The sequence below is a fragment of the Burkholderia sp. WP9 genome (assembly GCF_900104795.1).
Classification (GTDB): domain Bacteria; phylum Pseudomonadota; class Gammaproteobacteria; order Burkholderiales; family Burkholderiaceae; genus Paraburkholderia.
Window position 1 is genome coordinate 475923 of sequence record NZ_FNTG01000001.1, and the last position, 16639, is coordinate 492561.

At 61.3% G+C, this 16639-nt stretch carries 16 protein-coding genes; 4 read left to right on the forward strand and 12 right to left on the reverse strand.

Annotated features, from left to right (window positions below; translation table 11 throughout):
* Positions 1-31: 31 nt before the first annotated feature.
* Positions 32-775, reverse strand: a complete 744-nt coding sequence (locus BLW71_RS02115) for an SDR family oxidoreductase (RefSeq protein ID WP_091792832.1) — start codon at positions 773-775, stop codon at positions 32-34.
* Positions 776-879: 104 nt separating this feature from the next.
* Here BLW71_RS02115 and BLW71_RS02120 point away from each other — a divergent pair, with 104 nt between their 5' ends.
* Positions 880-1803, forward strand: a complete 924-nt coding sequence (locus BLW71_RS02120) for a LysR family transcriptional regulator (RefSeq protein WP_091800272.1) — start codon at positions 880-882, stop codon at positions 1801-1803.
* A 156-nt stretch (positions 1804-1959) separates the two neighbouring features.
* On the opposite strand, the gene BLW71_RS02125 is transcribed toward BLW71_RS02120, so the two are convergent.
* A complete protein-coding gene (locus BLW71_RS02125) occupies positions 1960-2157 on the reverse strand; it encodes a DUF3562 domain-containing protein (RefSeq protein WP_091792833.1) in 198 nt (65 codons plus the stop codon).
* 402 nt (positions 2158-2559) lie between these two features.
* Here BLW71_RS02125 and BLW71_RS02130 point away from each other — a divergent pair, with 402 nt between their 5' ends.
* Positions 2560-3000, forward strand: a complete 441-nt coding sequence (locus BLW71_RS02130; RefSeq protein ID WP_091792834.1) for a hypothetical protein — start codon at positions 2560-2562, stop codon at positions 2998-3000.
* A 68-nt stretch (positions 3001-3068) separates the two neighbouring features.
* Positions 3069-3776 (forward strand): phosphate signaling complex protein PhoU, encoded by a 708-nt coding sequence (gene phoU, locus BLW71_RS02135; RefSeq protein ID WP_091800274.1) that lies wholly within the window; start codon positions 3069-3071, stop codon positions 3774-3776.
* An 88-nt stretch (positions 3777-3864) separates the two neighbouring features.
* On the opposite strand, the gene BLW71_RS02140 is transcribed toward phoU, so the two are convergent.
* Positions 3865-5121: a cation:proton antiporter domain-containing protein gene (locus BLW71_RS02140; RefSeq protein ID WP_091792835.1), complete on the reverse strand. Its 1257-nt coding sequence runs from the start codon at positions 5119-5121 to the stop codon at positions 3865-3867.
* A 419-nt stretch (positions 5122-5540) separates the two neighbouring features.
* Here BLW71_RS02140 and BLW71_RS02145 point away from each other — a divergent pair, with 419 nt between their 5' ends.
* A complete protein-coding gene (locus BLW71_RS02145; RefSeq protein WP_091792836.1) occupies positions 5541-6602 on the forward strand; it encodes an LLM class flavin-dependent oxidoreductase in 1062 nt (353 codons plus the stop codon).
* A 48-nt stretch (positions 6603-6650) separates the two neighbouring features.
* Here the strand turns inward: BLW71_RS02145 and BLW71_RS02150 are convergent, their stop codons facing one another.
* The 9 genes from BLW71_RS02150 to BLW71_RS02190 form a co-directional block, all read right to left on the reverse strand.
* Complete coding sequence (locus tag BLW71_RS02150; protein ID WP_091792837.1) at positions 6651-7865, reverse strand: acyl-CoA dehydrogenase family protein; 1215 nt, start codon at positions 7863-7865, stop codon at positions 6651-6653.
* Between the two features lie 11 nt (positions 7866-7876).
* Positions 7877-8881 carry an NrtA/SsuA/CpmA family ABC transporter substrate-binding protein gene (locus tag BLW71_RS02155; RefSeq protein ID WP_091792838.1) on the reverse strand — a complete coding sequence of 335 codons (1005 nt, stop codon included), beginning with the start codon at positions 8879-8881 and terminating at the stop codon, positions 7877-7879.
* Between the two features lie 35 nt (positions 8882-8916).
* On the reverse strand, positions 8917-9660 hold the full coding sequence (locus BLW71_RS02160) for an ABC transporter ATP-binding protein (protein ID WP_091792839.1): 744 nt from the start codon (positions 9658-9660) through the stop codon (positions 8917-8919).
* Positions 9657-10496 (reverse strand): ABC transporter permease subunit, encoded by an 840-nt coding sequence (locus tag BLW71_RS02165; RefSeq protein WP_091792840.1) that lies wholly within the window; start codon positions 10494-10496, stop codon positions 9657-9659. Before BLW71_RS02165 ends, BLW71_RS02160 begins: the two co-directional genes overlap by 4 nt.
* Before the next feature lie 341 nt (positions 10497-10837).
* Positions 10838-11746, reverse strand: coding sequence for a dihydrodipicolinate synthase family protein (locus BLW71_RS02170; RefSeq protein WP_177204952.1), 909 nt, complete (start codon positions 11744-11746; stop codon positions 10838-10840).
* Between the two features lie 26 nt (positions 11747-11772).
* Positions 11773-13485, reverse strand: coding sequence for an IlvD/Edd family dehydratase (locus BLW71_RS02175; RefSeq protein ID WP_091792841.1), 1713 nt, complete (start codon positions 13483-13485; stop codon positions 11773-11775).
* 50 nt (positions 13486-13535) lie between these two features.
* Positions 13536-14252, reverse strand: coding sequence for a FadR/GntR family transcriptional regulator (locus BLW71_RS02180; protein WP_091792842.1), 717 nt, complete (start codon positions 14250-14252; stop codon positions 13536-13538).
* A gap of 392 nt (positions 14253-14644) precedes the next feature.
* On the reverse strand, positions 14645-14953 hold the full coding sequence (locus BLW71_RS02185) for an EthD family reductase (RefSeq protein WP_091792843.1): 309 nt from the start codon (positions 14951-14953) through the stop codon (positions 14645-14647).
* Between the two features lie 206 nt (positions 14954-15159).
* Positions 15160-16572: an aminotransferase-like domain-containing protein gene (locus BLW71_RS02190; protein WP_091792844.1), complete on the reverse strand. Its 1413-nt coding sequence runs from the start codon at positions 16570-16572 to the stop codon at positions 15160-15162.
* Positions 16573-16639 lie beyond the last annotated feature (67 nt).

Sequence of the window (16639 nt, forward strand, 5' to 3'; positions counted from 1 at the left end):
GGGGCGGCTCGTTGCGCAACACCTCGTGCGCTTAGGCGTTGAAGCCGCCATCAATGGTCAGGCTCGCGCCGGTGACGAATCCCGCTTCCGGGCTGGTCACATAGGCAACCATGCCGGCGATTTCGTCGGGATGCGCGTGGCGCTGGATCGCCATCAGGCCGTGCAGCGCAGTGGCGAAGTCGCCGGACTCGGGATTCATATCCGTATCGGTCGGGCCCGGCTGAACGTTGTTGACCGTAATTCCCCGCGGCCCGAGATCGCGGGCCAACCCTTGAACCAGCCCTTGCAGGGCGGACTTGCTCATCGCATAGGCCGCGCCGCCGGCGAACGGCATGCGCTCGGCATTGCAGCTACCGATGTTCACAATACGGCCGCCAGTGCCCATATGCGGCAGAACGGCCTTGATGGCGACGAACACCGCCCGGACGTTGACCTGAAGCGTGGTGTCGAAGTCTTCCACCGAGAAGGTGTCCACCGGGCCCATCAAAAGAACGCCTGCGTTGTTGACGAGGATATCGATCTTGCCGAACTTCGCAGCGGCCTCGTCGATGGCGCGGGTCAAAGCGCTGGCGTCGCCGGCGTCCGCCTGCAGCGCAATGGCTCGTCCGCCTTGGTCCGCAATGCTTTGAGCAAGTGCATTGGCGGTGGCCGCCGAGCCTTTGTAGGTGAAGGCCACGGCTGCGCCGTCTTGCGCGAGGCGCCGCACGATAGCCGCGCCAATCCCACGGCCGCCGCCGGTCACGAACGCCACTTTGCCAGTCAGATTCGAAGTCATGTTGTGTTCCCAGAAGAGTTGATGAAAGGAGTATCGTCCTGACATTCAAGCTTGAGTAGCGGGTGATCTAGACTATCTCTTTCAACCACTTGTATCAAATGATCATGGAAGCGCTCAACCTGGTCGAATCGTTTCTTCTCAGCGCAGAGCACGGAAGTTTCTCCGCGGCGGCTCGTCGACTGGGTCTGACGCCGGCCGCGGTCAGCAAAAACGTGGCGAGACTGGAGGCGACGCTTGGACTGCGGCTGTTCCAGCGCAGCACACGCAGTCTCACGCTGACCGCAGCCGGCGAGCAGTTTCTGAGTGACGTCACCCAGCCTTTTACGGCCTTGCAGGATGCGTTCGCCAATGTCGTCACGCAAGACGGAAAACCGGCCGGGACGCTCAAGGTTAGCCTGGGACTCGCATTCGGCCGTGAGTATCTGGTGCCGCTGCTCGGCGAATTCCTCGATTTATATCCAGCGATCGTACCGGACTGGCATTTTGACAACCGGCCTGTCGATCTGATTGCCGGTGGCTTCGACGTGGCTATCGGCGGCGGAATAGAACTGACACCGGGGATCGTAGCGCGTGAACTTGCGCGCACGCATGTGATCGTCGCCGCGTCTCCTGCGTACATGTCGAGCCGCACGATGCCGAAACACCCGTCGGAACTCAGCCAATTCGATGGGATCGTGCGTCGCTCGGCCGAGACCGGACGCCTCAGGGTGTGGACGCTCAAGAACCAGGTTGGCGAACAATGCCAGGCGGAGTGTCGAACGCGCATCATCCTGGATGACCCTGAGGCGATCGCGCACGCGGCAATTCTCGGCTACGGCGTCGCATTCCTGCCGATGCCCCACGCGTTCCGCTGGCTATCGAGCGGCGCGCTGGTGCGTTTGCTGCCGGCCTGGTACGCCGAGCAGGGTCCGATTTCGCTCTATTACCCGAACAAGAAACTGCTTCCGGCAAAGACGCGGGTGTTCATTGAGTTCGTGGTGGCCGCGTTTAAAAGGCAGAAGTACGCGTCGAAGTTCGACGCGCGTTAATAGAGGAAAACTGATCAATCAGAATGACGGTATGCCGACAGGCGGCCGAAAGACTTCGAGAGTCGGTCGAGCCGAACTGGTCTGTCTTCTTCAACAACAGACCACCTGTGGAAGCCGGGCGCCGCAAAACGCTTAGATAGGCCTTGTGGCCGTCGGCTAGTGCCTGTCTTGCGAGATTCCGCGCAGATTTTCGCGGACGCGTTTAGCGACGAGAACCGTCAGATAATCCAGCACGCGCGCCCCGTCACTGTATTGGGCCCACGTCTCAGCGTACATCCTCGATACGGTCTCGGTCGGGGTGTTGGTGTCAGATGCAATTGCCTTGACGACGTCGTCAAAGTTGAGGTCGGCCATTACGTGCTCCTGGCGTTCAAAGAGAGGGATGCAAGCCAGCGGGAAGTCGATTAGACGACGTTGCCGGCCTGCGCGCAAATTGAATCGGCCTATGGTTGACGCATGTCAGTTGTCGTCGACTTGTCTGAACATACTGAGCAATCTTCCAGTACGCGGTGTGCCTACTCCATAGTAAAAAAGTCATCCGGGCCTGATCCTCGCCCGCGTATAGCGCGCGTCACACAAAAGCTGTCCTATCAACGACTTGTCGAGCTTGCCCATGTGTTGTCCACAGCCTTGCGAACAGACTCTGTGGACAGTTTTCGGCTCGTGCGGCGCGTCGGGACCATTCATCCTGCTGCCAGGAAAGATTCCTTAAACGGTATATACTGTTTATATCGTTTGTTAAATCTGGAGTTGACCATGATTGAACCCCGCGTCAGGAAGGCGACGAAGAAGGCCTCTCACTTTCCGAAGCATGCCAATGGCCATGCGCTACCCGAGGAGAGGCAGGCGGAAGCGCCGGAAGCGGTAGCCGCCGATACTCGGGCTGCTCCGACAAAGGCGAAGAAACAAAAGCGTGTGGTGCCGCAGGAAGCCACACCAATCGAGATAGCCGTAGAGGAAAAAGCGCAGCGTCAAAAGAAGGAGAAGGTCGTACGTGACAGCTTCACAATGCCGAAGTCCGACTATGAAAAAATTGCGGCACTGAAACAGAAGTGTCTGGGCGCGGGCGTGTCGGTGAAGAAGAGTGAGCTTCTGCGAGCGGGCTTGGTTCTGCTCGAGACGGCATCAATGAAACGCCTGCTTGAGGCGATTTCGGCTGTCGAAACAGTCAAAACCGGTAGGCCCGCAAAATCGTAACGCGGCGCTTGCTGTGCTGCGGGCAACCCTCGCCGGCACAGCATGTGCCACTCCTAGTCGAGCAGATCATGCCAGACAAGCATCTTTCAAGCAGGTTTGATACCGAACTCGCTCGGGTCTCCACGAAGCTGCTCGAAATGGGCGGGCTGGTCGAGTCACAGATAGCGTGCGTGCTGGAAGCGCTGAAATCGTTCGATCTGGCGCTTATCGAGCATGTTGGCGATGCTGAACGCCGGCTCAATCTCATGGAAATAGAGATCGACGACGAAGTGGTCAACGTGATTGCCCGCCGGCAGCCGGCAGCCTCCGACTTGCGCCTTCTGATGGCGACGTTGAAGTGCGCGGCCAACCTCGAGCGTGTTGGCGACGAGGCACGCAAGATAGCGAAGCGAACTCGCCGCGTCGCCGTGGATGCGGGCGCGTGGAAACTCAATATCGCTGAAATCAAGACTTCTGGGGAAATGGCCACGCAGATGCTTCGCAGAGCGCTAAACGCATTTGCGCGCATGGATGCAACGGCGGCCGCACAGATTGTCCGCGACGACGAAGCCATCGACGCCGAATTTCGGGCCGGCGTAGTCAAGCTTGTCACCTCCATGAAGGAAGACCCCCGGACAGTCCGGATTGGGCTCGACTACCTGTTGATTGCGAAATCCATCGAGCGTATCGGCGACCATGCCACCAACATCGCGGAATCCGTCGTCTATGTCGTTCGGGGTACCGACATTCGCCACGAGCATAGGAAGCAGCGTGGGCACGAAATCTACGGCAGATAAGGCGGAGATGCTGATAGTCGGGCTGGATTCAACCATCATGCGTTTGCTCGACAATTCAATCTGGCTGTCGGGTTATGCCTTAGATGCCTCAGGCATCCTCAACATACTCCACAGCGGGCGCGACCGTCTCATGCTCCGGCGCACTGCTGCTCAAAGGAGTAATTGCGTTCGCGTAGCGTCGCGTGCCCACTAGCGCTGTGATCCCGTGGGCAAAAATGCTGATCAGCACGGTCGCCATGACGGCTTGTTTGATAATGGATTCGGCCGGCAGATTCAATTCTCCTTCGAGATAAACCAGTGCAAGGACGATCGACGCAAGCCCCCTCGGACCGAACCAACCCATGAACAAGACGGTCGGACGGCTGAGGTGCGTGCCTATCAGCGCAATCGCTACCGGCACCATGCGAATCAATGTCAGGCTCAGTACGCCGTAGATCACCACGACGAGACTGAAGTGCGCCCACACCCGGCTAACGACCAGACCGAAGAGAAAGAATACGAACAGGTTGAAGAGTTGGCCCCAGTCTTCTGCGAACTCGACGCTATGTTTGCCAACCTCGTTAAAGCCCACTTGAGTGGCGAGTCCTGCCACGAAAGCCGCGATGAACATACTCGCGCCGACGGCGTCCGAAGCCAGCACGCAAGCGAGTGGCAGCGTCACCACACCGAGTTGGGCCAGCGGCTCGGCCATCCACTTCTTGCGGCGCGAAAGGCCTAGCAGCCAGCCACCTAGAAGCCCGATAACGAGTCCATCAAGCGCTCCGTAGCCGAGCTGCTCAACGACAAATCTGACGAACACGGCGCCGCCAGTGTGGTTCTCTTGTGCCACCGCCAGTGCAATGAAAAACATCATGAAGGGGACTGCGAGCCCGTCATTGAGCCCTGCCTCGACATTCAGCGCCTGACGGATCCGTTGTGGCACCAGCTCGCTGTTGACGATCACCTGACCAAGCCCGGCATCGGTCGGTGCGAGAATCGCGCCGAGAATGCCGGCCTCCCACCAGGAAATCGTTCGGAAAACGACCATGGCGCATAGTGCGCCGAGCACGATCGTTAGCAGCATGCCGATGCTCAGTAGGCGGACTGGCAGGTTCGTATGGCCCTTCAACATCCCCGGGCTGACGCGTGAGGCGTCCGTGAAGAGCGTCATGACAAGCCCCAGCTCCGCAACGAGGAGCAAGCCTTTACGGTCGAGCACTAGCTCGGTTGCTGCTTCAGGAAAAATCGCGAGCAGGGCGCCGGCTGCGGTGAACAGGATCGGTGCGGTGATAGCCGTACTCTCCAGTCTTCGCGACACCAGACTGTAAAGGAACACGAGCGAAATGAACGCGGCGATCAGTAACATTGGCCAATCCTTCGAATACCCGATGATGTGCCGCCATCCGGGTTTCGCGTTTCAAACATGGTGTATTCGTCGGCAGGAAGCGCACCCGCTGTCGCTGCATCGCTGCATGGACGGGCGACGCAATCCCATCCTGTGTATAAGCCTAGGCAGCTTACGCCGCAGTTATTTGCCAGAGATCAAGGAATGCGCGGTAGTGCGTAGAGAGCAGCGACTTGTAGCCGGCGTCCTGGGGTTGACCTGATGGCGTGTTGCGTCCCGCCTCCATGCAATCGCAACCGAGTTTTCCTGGCCAGCAGCGAGGCGCCTCGCTTTCTTAATGCCTTTCCGTCACTTCCATATCGATAGAAATTGGAAGGCCGCGCGCGCGGGCAGGGTTAGCATGGGCGTTTTGCTCTTCCGCCTTCCCGCATATCAAAGCGATGTCAGTCAAACTTCCACGCTTCGGCGTTTGGGCGCTCGTGCACGGTAGCCGTGCCGCGTTGCAGGATCCAGCCGAACCTTATGATGCTTCATGGGAACGCAACAAGGCTCTTGTACTCGAGGCCGAGCGGCTCGGCTACGACTCGGTGCTCGTCGCTCAACACACGGTCAATCCGCATGATCCTTCGCTCGACCAGCTCGAGGCATGGACCGCGTCTGCTGCATTGGCGGCGCTCACGTCGCGCATCGAGATCATCACGGCGATCAAGCCTTATCTCTATCATCCGGTCGTGCTCGCGAAGATGGCTCAGCAGATCGAGCACATCAGCGGCGGGCGCTTTGCGATCAACCTGGTGAACGCGTGGAATCGTCCAGAGCTGGAACGTGCCGGCATTGGCTTTCCAGAGCACGATGAACGCTACGCGTACGGCCGCGAATGGATCGAGGTCGTGGCGGCGCTGTTGCGCGGCGAAGTCGTGAATCATCACGGCGACAACTTTCGTATCGACGAATATCAGTTGCGTCCCGCTGATCCGTTTCGCGCGCGTCCGCGCATCTATGTCGGCGGCGAGTCGGAGCCGGCGCGCGAACTGGTGGCGGCGCACGGCGACGTGTGGTTCATCAACGGTCAGCCGCACGACGAGGTCGCGCGTCTGATCGCCGATGTATCCGCCCGTCCGCGTCCCGCCGCGCAGGCTGCATTGCGTTTCGGTCTGTCGGCCTTCGTGATCGCACGCGAGACACAGGCGCAGGCAGAGGCGCATCTCGCGCATCTGTTCGCGCTGGCCGAGTTGGACAAGCCGCTGCGCGAGCGGCAGAAAGCCAATATCGATCCGAAAGCGGTGATGCACCAGACCTTCGCGCAATCGCCGCGTGTCGGCTCGAATGGCGGCACGGCCGCGGGGCTGGTCGGCGATTACGACACCGTCGCGCAGCGCGTTGCCGCGTTTCACCGCGCGGGCATCGAACTCTTCATGCTGCAGTTCCAGCCTTTCGAAGCCGACATGCGCAGCTTTGCGGAAGAGGTCGTGCCGCGCGTTCACCGGCTTCTTTCGAGCTGAGCGCAACCGTTTCCGGATCGTGCGCGACGCGGGCGATCCGGTGTGCGATCAGAAGAACGCGCCGGTGGGCGGAAGCTGTCCGGTCAAGAGGTTCTGCCCAAGCAACCGCTCCTTGTATAGGCGCGGATTGTGCGAAGCAATCACCTTGATGTTGCGCCAATGCCGGTCCAGCGCGCCCACGCGAGATACCACCGAGCCCGACCCGAGGTCGATCAGCCAACTGGCGATCTGCGGGGCGAGATCGTCGATCACGACCTTGGCTTCCGCCGCCGAGAGCGTTGCGGCGAGCGTGGTGTCATATTCGTCGGCTGTGCCATAGCTGTCCCAGGTGCGCTGAAGCGCCGCTACGGCACGATCGGCGGTTGCCTCGACGCTGGCGGCGTAGGCGCGAATCCGGCCAAGCAGCGTTTGCAGTACCGGCTCGTCGCTGGGATGCGCCGCGTCGCCGTGATAGAAGTTGCGCCCGCGTGCGCGCAACACCTCGACGGCGTCCAACGCGACCCGCCGCACGATGCCTGCAATGCTGTTGGTCAGATAGACCTGATGAAAGGTGTAGCCCCACGGCGCCGCTTCTTCGCCTCGCGGTGGGTCTGTCGGATAGACATGCGCCGCGGGCACCGTCACGGCATGAAACTTCGCCGTGCCCGAGCCCGTCAGGCGCTGACCAAATCCCTGCCAGTCGTCGTCGTTGCCGACACCCTGGCCACGGTCGAGCACGTATTGCACGGTTCGGCCCTCACGGCTTTCCACCGCGAGTCCAACAAATGCGTCGTTGTAGAGGTTGCCGGTCGCGTAGACCTTCTCGCCAGAGCCGATATACGCGCGGCGCGCTTCGTCCCATTCGAGCCGGCTCAGCACCTGGCTCGGACGCGCGCCCGCCGCCACGGCGTCGCTGTCGGTGAAGCTGAGGCCAACGGTTTTGTTCTTGCCGGTCAGATCGAGAACGTGTGCATGGAACGGGTGATCCCGGCGTCTGAGCGCCGCTTCGACTTGCCACAGATGATTGCGGAACGCGTGAGCAATGTTCGAATCCGCTGCCGCAACGTCGCGCGCCACGATGAAAAGTTCGCTCAACGACACACCGCGGCCGCCGGCCTCCGCTGGCAGGCGCAGCGCGCCGAAGCCGAGCGCCTTGAGTGTCGCGATCTCCTCATGCGGCAAACGGTGATTGCGTTCCCGCTCGACCGCGGTCGCTGCGATATGGGTTAGCGCATCGGCGAAACCGAGTGTGGCGGACAAGGGTGAGACGAGCCTGGTTGCCATCGTATGTCCTATCAAACCTTCACGCTGTAGTCCGCGACCTTGATTCGCGACTTGATGATCTTGCGTTCCGCGAGCCAATCGGCGGCACGTTGGAACTGCGCGATGAACGCGGCGTCGTCCGGTTCGTGGAATTGGTTCACGCGCTTCAGGCTCGTCAGATAGTCGCGCACCTGATCCGGATATTTGGCTTCCTGCTGCACGAGCTGCTCGGATTCTGCGGAATGCGCCGACTGCCACGCTCCTTCGACGTAGTACGCATCGATCACTGCGCGAATCAACTCGGAATTCTCTTCGGTAAATTTTCGGCGTGTCACGAGCGAGCTGTAATCGATCAGGAAATCGAGGTCGCGTCCTTCGTTGAAAATGTCCTTCGCGTCGTTGGCATGGCGTGCGATGTCCACGGCCGGCGACCACATCGACCACGCGTCCACTACGCCTTGCGCAAACGCCGGCGCGGCATCGGGCGGATTCAGGTAGACGAACTCGACCTTGCTGCGGTCGATGTGATGCTTCTCCAGCGCGGCAATCAACAGGAATTCGCCCAGTCCGGAACGATTGACCGCGACCTTGCGGCCCACGAGATCGGCGACCGAATTGATACCGCTCGATTTCTTCACGATGATCGCGGTCGAGCGCGGCGAATAGATGTCGAACGCGTTGAAGACGAGAGGGGAGCCGGCCAGCATCGCGGCCAGCGCCGGCGTCGTCGATCCCCAGAAGCCGAAATCCGCGCTGCCGCCGACGACCGCTTGAATCGACGGCGCATGGTTGGGGAACGGCCCGACCCATTCGACCTTGATGCCCTTTGCAGCCAGTGTCTTTTCGAACACACCGCGCTGTTTGGCGATGTCCGGCAGGGCGCCGTAGCCCCAGCCGACGCGAACCGTATCGGTGTTGCGGGTCAGCTTGCGCGGCTCGGCGGCGCGAGCCGGAAACAGTCCGCCGGCGGCGGCGCCGGCCAGCAGGCCACCCGCCGCGCGCAACAACTGGCGGCGGCTCAGTAAAGAATCGTTCATCCTTGTCAGGTCCTTGGAGTCATGCGGAAAAGCGCTTAGTGAGACTGAACGCCGAGCTCGTCGAGCAGGATTGGCCGCAGTGCCTGCGGCGTCTGGTTGTTGGGTTGGAAGGACGCCGCGATGCGCCCCGCGCGCATGACAAGAATCCTGTCGGCGAGCGTGAGCGCCTCGTCGACGTCATGCGTGACGAGCAGCACGCCAGGGTGATGGCGCGCGACGAGTTCCTTGACGAGTCCGTGCATCTTGATGCGCGTGAGCGCGTCGAGCGCCGCGAACGGTTCATCGAGCAGCAGCAGCGCGGGATCGCGCACGAGGCCGCGCGCCAGCGCCACGCGTTGCGCCTGACCGCCGGAGAGATTGCGCGGCCAGTCGTCTTCCCGGCCGGAGAGCCCGACTTCGGCCAACGCACGCGCCGCTCCCGCACGGCCGATCGTCGTTTCATGACCGAGCGCGACGTTCTCCCACAGCGTCGCCCAAGGCAGCAGGCGGTGCTCCTGGAACACGACGGAAGGCCGTTCGGGCGCACGGATCTGGCCGGCGTCGGGTAGATCGAGCCCGGCCAGCGCACGCAACAGGGTGGTCTTGCCACAACCGCTTTCTCCGAGCAGCGCGACAAATTCACCTTCGCGGATATCGAGATCCAGCGCATCGATGACGACACGCGTGCCGTAGCTGCGTTGCAGACCGCGCACCGATACGGCGAGCGGCGAGCGGTTCACCCGTTCCTCATTGAGCGCCTGAACGGCGGCATCCTGGGGCAGTGCAAGATCGAGGCTCACTGGCGTGCTCCTTTGGCGTAATTCGCATGCCATGAGAGGAAGCGCGCTTCGAGCAACCGCACCAGCGCGTCCGCCACGACGCCGACGATCGCGTAGATGATGATGGTCAACAGAATGACGTTGGTCTGAAGGAATTCGCGGGCATCCATGGCCAGAAAGCCGATGCCTTTCGTTGTCGCAAGCGTTTCCGCAATGACGAGCGCGAGCCAGGCATGGGCGAGTGCGTAACGCACGCCCGTCAGGATCGACGGCATCGCGCCAGGCAGAATGATGCGCCGCACGACCGCGCTCCGGTTCAAGCCGATCACCTTCGCGAGTTCCATCAGCTTCGGATCAATCTGGCGAATGCCCAGCATGGTGTTGATGTAGATGGGGAAGAGCACGGCAAGCGCGACCAGAAAGATTTTCGCCGCCTCGCCCACGCCGAACCAGACGATGACGAGCGGCAGCATCGCCAGAAAAGGAATTGCGCGCACCATCTGGATTGAACGATCCAGCAGCGCCTGCGCAAGCGGCGAGAAGCCGACCAGAATGCCGAGCGCGAGTCCGATCGTTCCACCGATTGCAAATCCCGTAGCGGCACGCAAAAGCGACACGCCGAGGTGAATGAAGAGATCACCGTTTCTGGCCAGATCCAACGCGCTTGCGGCTACGCTGCTCGGAGCCGGGAGAACCTGTGGCGCAATCAGTCCAATGCGCGCCGCGACTTGCCACAGCACGAGCACGAGTGCTGGAACGGCCCACGAAAGCCACCTGTAGAGCGTGCGTTTCGAAACGCCCCGGTAAAACCGGGGCGAAGCGGCATAGCCGTTGCGTGAATAGGTGACATCAGCCATGTCGGTTGGTCCCAGATAAGCCGTGAAAAAGGACTGCTCCGAGATGGAGCCAGTACGGGTCAACACACCTCAGGGCGGATTCATTTTGCCCAGCGATCCGGACGGCGAATTTGTATCGGCAAAAGGCGGTGCCTCGCGAAGGCGAGTTTGTTATTAAAGGCCGATTCGCATGGCGATGACAAACAGTTATTTATGCTTTGCTTTTCAGTTCTGAAGCATTGCTCGAGGGCGGCAATGCCTGGCGCGTGATGACGCCGTTGCCGAGGGCCCGCGCAGGTTTGCGCGGCACGGGTGTAAGTGGCGGAAGGTTGGCGTTTCTAGCCGGCGTGTGCGGTTTTTCGTTAGCCGAAGGGACCGAGCTGCATGGCGAAGCGCCGCGCGCATTCCAGCCCAAACGCCGTCGGCGCGACGCCGCGATCGTGCTGCACGTCGAAGCCCATGCGCCACGCGGCGATCCGTTTGCCGTAGCACGTGAGCGCGTCGAGCGACTGCATCACAAAGACGATAGCCGGCAACGTTTGGGCATACAGTGCTTCGGCTTCCTGTTCGAGTCCGTTAGCGAATGCCCGGTGTATCGCGACCTGCCGGTCGAAGGTGTCTGGCGCTACGATCAGTCCCGCACATCCGGCTCGCAGGTTGTCGACAAGTTCTTGCCCACCTCTGCCATTGAAGACCGGTAACGTGTGACCGAGCCCGCGCAGCCGGTCGACGGTTTGCTGAATCGTTGTCGCCGGTCCCTCGCCTTTAAGCAGGCGGAAATTGGGGCATTGATTCGCAAGCATCACAATCGATTCCGCTGACAGGCCGACGCCCAGATATTCCGGTGCGTTCTGAATGCCTGCGGGGGCGTGTGTGCGCTGCATCACCGCGGCAAAGAAGTCGAAATAGAACGACTCCGGTTTGTCGCGCATCGACGGAGGCTGAAGGATCAGCCAGGAAGCGCCGCGCTCAACGGCGTAGTTAGCCAGCGCGACTTGCGCGTCCACGGTGTCGCCCGTGATCGTCACGACGAGCGGGGCACGTGCCGCGATGTCTTCGCTGGCCCAGTCGATCAGACGATGTTTCTCTTCGAGCGACAACCGGTTTACCTCGGTCGCGAGACCGAGTATGACGATGCTCCGCGCGCCCGCCGCGATCGTCGCGTTGATCTGAATTCTTTGCGCTTCGCGATCCAACTGGTTGCGGGAGTCGAAGAATGCGTAAAGGACAGGCCAGATTCCGCTCGGTGAAGAATGGGTGTCAGGTGTCATGGATAGCATCCGCTGCCAGTTCAGGATCAGTGCGAGTCGCGCGGCACCGGCGCACCGCTCGATCCCACCAGGAAATCCAGATCCGCGCCCTGGTCGGCTTGCAGCACGTGTTCGACGTAGAGTTTGTAGTAGCCGCGTTTGGGCGCTTCCGGCGCCTGCCATGCTGCGCGCCGGAGCGCGAGTTCCTCGTCGGTGACGTCCAGATGCAGGCGCCTTGCCTCGACGTCCAGCTCGATCATGTCGCCGGTTTGCACGAACGCGAGCGGGCCGCCCGCGGCCGCTTCCGGCGATACGTGCAGCACCACCGCACCGTAAGCCGTGCCGCTCATGCGGCCATCCGAAATGCGCACCATGTCCGTAATGCCTTTTTGCAGCACCTTCTTGGGCAGCGGCATGTTGCCGACTTCCGCAAAGCCCGGATAACCCTTCGGCCCCGCGCCCTTGAGCACCATGATGCAATGCTCGTCGATGTCGAGCGAATCGTCGTCGATCTTCGCGTGCAACTCCTCGATGTTCTCGAACACGACCGCGCGGCCACGATGCTTGAGCAACGCCGCGGTCGCCGCCGACGGTTTGATCACCGCGCCATTCGGCGCCAGATTGCCCTTGAGCACCGCAATGCCGGCCTTCGGCTTGAACGGCTCGGCGAACGTCGTGATGACCTTCTCGTCGTGATTCGGCGCGTTGCGCACGTTGTCCCAGAGCGTCTTGCCGTTCACGGTCAGCGCTTCTTTATGCAGCAATCCCTGTTCGCCGAGTTGCTTCAACACGGCCGGCAAGCCGCCCGCGTAGTAAAAATCCTCCATCAGATACTCGCCGGACGGTTGCAGATTCACGAGACACGGCACGTTCGAACCGAGCTCCCAATCCTCCAGCGACAACTCCACGCCAATGCGCTTCGCGAGCGCGATAAGGTGAACGACTGCATTGGTCGAGCCGCCGATCGCGGCGTTCGTGCGGATCGCGTTTTCAAACGCCTGACGCGTGAGGATCTTGTCCATCGTCAGATCCTCGCGAACCATGTCGACAATGCGCCGGCCCGCGAGATGCGCGAGCACCTGACGGCGCGCATCGACGGCGGGAATCGCCGCGTTGTGCGGCAAGCCCATGCCGAGCGATTCGACCATCGAGGCCATGGTCGACGCCGTGCCCATCGTCATGCAGTGGCCGCGCGAGCGGTTCATGCACGACTCGGCCTCGGTGAATTCTTCCTGCGTCATCGTACCGGCGCGTACTTCCTCGGACATCTGCCATACGCCCGTGCCGGAGCCGATGTTCTTGCCGCGAAAGCGGCCGTTCAACATCGGTCCGCCGGAAACCGCCAATGCGGGTAGATTGCACGACGCCGCGCCCATCAGCAGGGCCGGCGTGGTCTTGTCGCAGCCGACCAGCAGGATCACGCCGTCCATCGGATTGCCGCGAATCGATTCCTCGACATCCATGGAAGCGAGGTTGCGAAACAGCATTGCGGTGGGCCGCAGATTCGATTCGCCGAGCGACATCACCGGGAATTCCAGCGGCAGGCCGCCCGCTTCATGCACGCCCTTTTTCACGTACTCCGCCAGCTCACGAAAGTGCGCATTGCAAGGCGTCAGTTCGGACCACGTATTACAGATGCCGATGACCGGACGTCCGTCGAATTCGTCGTGCGGAATGCCCTGGTTCTTCATCCATGAACGGTGTATGAAACTATCCTTGTCGTTTCTGCCGAACCAGCTTTGCGAGCGGAGTTTGCGCATGTCGTCTCCCTATCCATTTGTTGGGTGCCGTTTGATATTCAGTTAGCCGCTTATTGTCTCGGGAGGAATTTGCCGTCGCGATTCAATGCGTCAAGCTCGCGCTGTGTCGAGATGAGCAGCCAGGTCATCGCGGCATGCGCCTCGGTGGGCTGATGCCTGCGAATCGCTTCAAAGACGTTCCGGTGCAGTTGCAAGGATTCCTTAGGGGACGCCGCGTACTGACCCGTCACGCGGATCTCGGCGGCAAGCGCAGCTCCGATTGTCACGATCAGTTGCCGCAAAACCCAGTTCCCCGTTGCGTCGATGATTGAGGTGTGGAACGCCAGATCCGCAATCCGCCAACCAGGACCCCGCGTTCCTTCGGCTTCGGCCTCCATTGAAGCGAGTGCGGCTCCGATCCGTTCGAGATCCCGATCGTTCGCGCGTTGTGCGGCGAGTTCCGCGGCACGCGGTTCAATCAGCAGGCGTACCTCGATGAGGGACTGGAAAAAGTCGACGTCCGTAGCATATGCAATCGCCGCGTCGAGTACGGTCGGGTCCAGCAGATTCCAGTTGCTGCGTGGCAGCACGCTGGCCCCCTTGCGTCGACGCACTTCGATCAGGCCGAGGGACTGCAGCTTTTGCATGGCTTCACGGGCTGCAGTGCGGCTGACCCCTCGCGCCTGGGCCAGATCGATCTCGTTCGGTAGGGAGGCGCCCGGCGCGTGCCGCCCTGACACGATGGCCTCGATCATTTCCGTCACGATCGGCTCATGAAGCTTCAGCATCTTCTTTCCATGCTAGATATGTATTACATATCCTGGCACAAAATGGCGAACCGTTCAAATTGACCTTGGTTATGCCACTATTTGGCATTTAATTGACATACATATTCAGGCCGAAAGGTGGGGTTTGATATCGCCGATGGCAGCGCATCGGACTTGGGCAAAGGATAGGCGGACGTGCAGTGACCAGTGTCGAATGACAGCCGCCAGCGTGGTTCGGTGTTTGAATCGCCAGCGATGGATAATCCGGCGAGGACGGCGAGTCCTGCTAATCGAGCGTCGTCCCGAGGGCGCCTGCGGTTAGCTAGCGACGGCAGTGCTCATCCACCGCCGCGCTTTGCCAAAATTCATGCTGGCCGCGATGCTTCGCGCGCAGCCTGCTCACCGGCCCGTGTTTAAACGTCTTTAGTGTCGAATACGAGAAGCTCGACACCGGCTTGTGCAAAATTGGCCAGATCGCCCGCTGTCGCTCTACCTTCAGGTGAACTGAGTGCCTGTTGCAGGGATTCCATCGAATCAAAACTCAGGATTGCCGCGAGATGATACGGGGAGCCGCCTTGCGGGGTCGCGACCGGCCCGGTACTCACTTCATAGCGCTGAAGTCCGGATAGCGTCTTGGCCAGAGGCACATGTTTCGAGAAGTAGTGTGCGTCGAATGCCTCGGTGTTTGACGGCGTCTTGTATAGCGCGACGAGCTTTGCCATGGTCATGTCTCCTTGTGCACCCGGCAAGATCGGTGCACGGCGGAATGAGCGTCTCGCGCTTCAACCCGCCGGCGGCCGGGATCGTGTCAGACTGATACGGAGTCGGGTGTACAACCACTTTACCCGGTCGAGAATGCAGCTTGGATTCTACGCCGGCTGTGAATTCGCATCGAAGCTTTCACGTGTCTTCGCATTGATGACCCGCCTCAGATCGTCCCGAACAACGCCCTCGGCCGATCCTTCAATGTTCCAGCCAGCAAGCGCAACGCACTAACAAGCTGATCGCGGCTCGACGCGCAAGCAAGGTTGATCCGCACGCCGTGCTCGATCTCCGAGCGATCCACCGCGAACGCCGAAGAAGGCATCACCACCACCCCGCGCGCCTTTGCATTGGCGGCGAAATCATCGGCGCGCCAGGGCGGCGGCAACTTGAGCCAGACGAACATGCACGCCGGATCGGAGCGCAGTAACGCCTGCGGCAACAACTCCCGTGCGAGCGCGTGGCGCGCGCGAATCTCGGCGAGTTGCGCGTCCATGATGTGGCGCGCAGTGCCGTCCTCGATCCAGATCGACGCGATCAGCATCGACATTGGCGCAGGCATCCAGGCGGTCGTGCGCACGGCCTCCGCGCACAGCGCCGAACTGTCCGGCGGACTCGACAGGTAGCCGAGCCGCAGCCCAGGCGCGAGAATCTTCGAGGTCGCCGCGATATGGAAAGTCAGTTCCGGACAAAGACTTGCGATCGTCGGCAAACGCTGCGATACCAGCGGCCCATACACGTCATCCTCGATGATCGCGACGCCGTGCCGGCGAGCGATATCCACGAGCGCCATGCGGCGTTCGAGACTCATTGTCGTGACAGTCGGATTCTGCAGATTGGGCACCGTGAAGATCGCCTTCACGGGCATGCGCCGGCACGCGGCGTCGACTTCATCGGTCAGCAGTCCATCGCCGTCGCTCGGAATGCCGACGATCTCGAACTGAAACACGGGCGCGAGCGCTTTCAACCCATAGTAGGTGAGGCGGTCGGCGAGGATCACGCCGTCCGTGCCGATCAGGCTGTTCAGCACCGCATACAAACCGTGCTGCGCGCCGCTCGTCACGACCACCTGGCCGGCGTCCGGCGTGAAGCCGGGCGCGGCCATCCAGCGGGCGCCGGCGGCGCGCGCCCATTCGGGGCCCTGCGGCGGCTGGTATTCCTGCAATTGCGCAAAGCGCGGATCTCGCGGCAACTCGGCCAACGTACGTGCCAGACACGCGAGAAATTCGCCCGTCGCCGGCCGGTTCACGGTGAGGTCGATCAAGCCATTGCTTGCCGATTGCGCGGATTGCGCCGGTTCGACACTCGGCATCGCCCCGCCCGTCACGAGCGACCCGCGCCGTTTGCTGCCGATCACCAGCCCGCGCAACTGCAATTCCTTGTACGCGCGCGACACCGTCGATACGTTGATGCCCAGAGCAGTCGCCAGTTGCCGCTGCGGCGGCAGTCGGCTGCCGGGCGGATAGATGCCGCTGCGGATGTCCTTCTCGATCGAACTGGACACCTCGATGTAAGTCGAGCGCTTCGCCGGATCCGGCGTGCCGTTGGCGGCGCGGGTTGCGTCTTTGCCAGAAGCCATAAGATCAACTGTCTCCATACAAACTGGCTTTGTCCGCAATTGTGCGGAGGTGTGGCGATTCTATACC

What these genes read in the sequence shown, in the direction of transcription:
- BLW71_RS02125 (WP_091792833.1), bottom strand. Translation starts at nt 2,157, where the DNA reads ATGGCCGACCTCAACTTTGACGACGTCGTCAAGGCAATTGCATCTGAC.
- BLW71_RS02130 (WP_091792834.1), top strand. Translation starts at nt 2,560, where the DNA reads ATGATTGAACCCCGCGTCAGGAAGGCGACGAAGAAGGCCTCTCACTTT.
- BLW71_RS02115 (WP_091792832.1), bottom strand. Translation starts at nt 775, where the DNA reads ATGACTTCGAATCTGACTGGCAAAGTGGCGTTCGTGACCGGCGGCGGC.
- BLW71_RS02170 (WP_177204952.1), bottom strand. Translation starts at nt 11,746, where the DNA reads ATGACACCTGACACCCATTCTTCACCGAGCGGAATCTGGCCTGTCCTT.
- BLW71_RS02140 (WP_091792835.1), bottom strand. Translation starts at nt 5,121, where the DNA reads ATGTTACTGATCGCCGCGTTCATTTCGCTCGTGTTCCTTTACAGTCTG.
- BLW71_RS02165 (WP_091792840.1), bottom strand. Translation starts at nt 10,496, where the DNA reads ATGGCTGATGTCACCTATTCACGCAACGGCTATGCCGCTTCGCCCCGG.
- BLW71_RS02155 (WP_091792838.1), bottom strand. Translation starts at nt 8,881, where the DNA reads ATGAACGATTCTTTACTGAGCCGCCGCCAGTTGTTGCGCGCGGCGGGT.
- BLW71_RS02190 (WP_091792844.1), bottom strand. Translation starts at nt 16,572, where the DNA reads ATGGCTTCTGGCAAAGACGCAACCCGCGCCGCCAACGGCACGCCGGAT.
- BLW71_RS02180 (WP_091792842.1), bottom strand. Translation starts at nt 14,252, where the DNA reads ATGCTGAAGCTTCATGAGCCGATCGTGACGGAAATGATCGAGGCCATC.
- BLW71_RS02145 (WP_091792836.1), top strand. Translation starts at nt 5,541, where the DNA reads ATGTCAGTCAAACTTCCACGCTTCGGCGTTTGGGCGCTCGTGCACGGT.
- phoU (WP_091800274.1), top strand. Translation starts at nt 3,069, where the DNA reads ATGCCAGACAAGCATCTTTCAAGCAGGTTTGATACCGAACTCGCTCGG.
- BLW71_RS02185 (WP_091792843.1), bottom strand. Translation starts at nt 14,953, where the DNA reads ATGGCAAAGCTCGTCGCGCTATACAAGACGCCGTCAAACACCGAGGCA.
- BLW71_RS02120 (WP_091800272.1), top strand. Translation starts at nt 880, where the DNA reads ATGGAAGCGCTCAACCTGGTCGAATCGTTTCTTCTCAGCGCAGAGCAC.
- BLW71_RS02150 (WP_091792837.1), bottom strand. Translation starts at nt 7,865, where the DNA reads ATGGCAACCAGGCTCGTCTCACCCTTGTCCGCCACACTCGGTTTCGCC.
- BLW71_RS02175 (WP_091792841.1), bottom strand. Translation starts at nt 13,485, where the DNA reads ATGCGCAAACTCCGCTCGCAAAGCTGGTTCGGCAGAAACGACAAGGAT.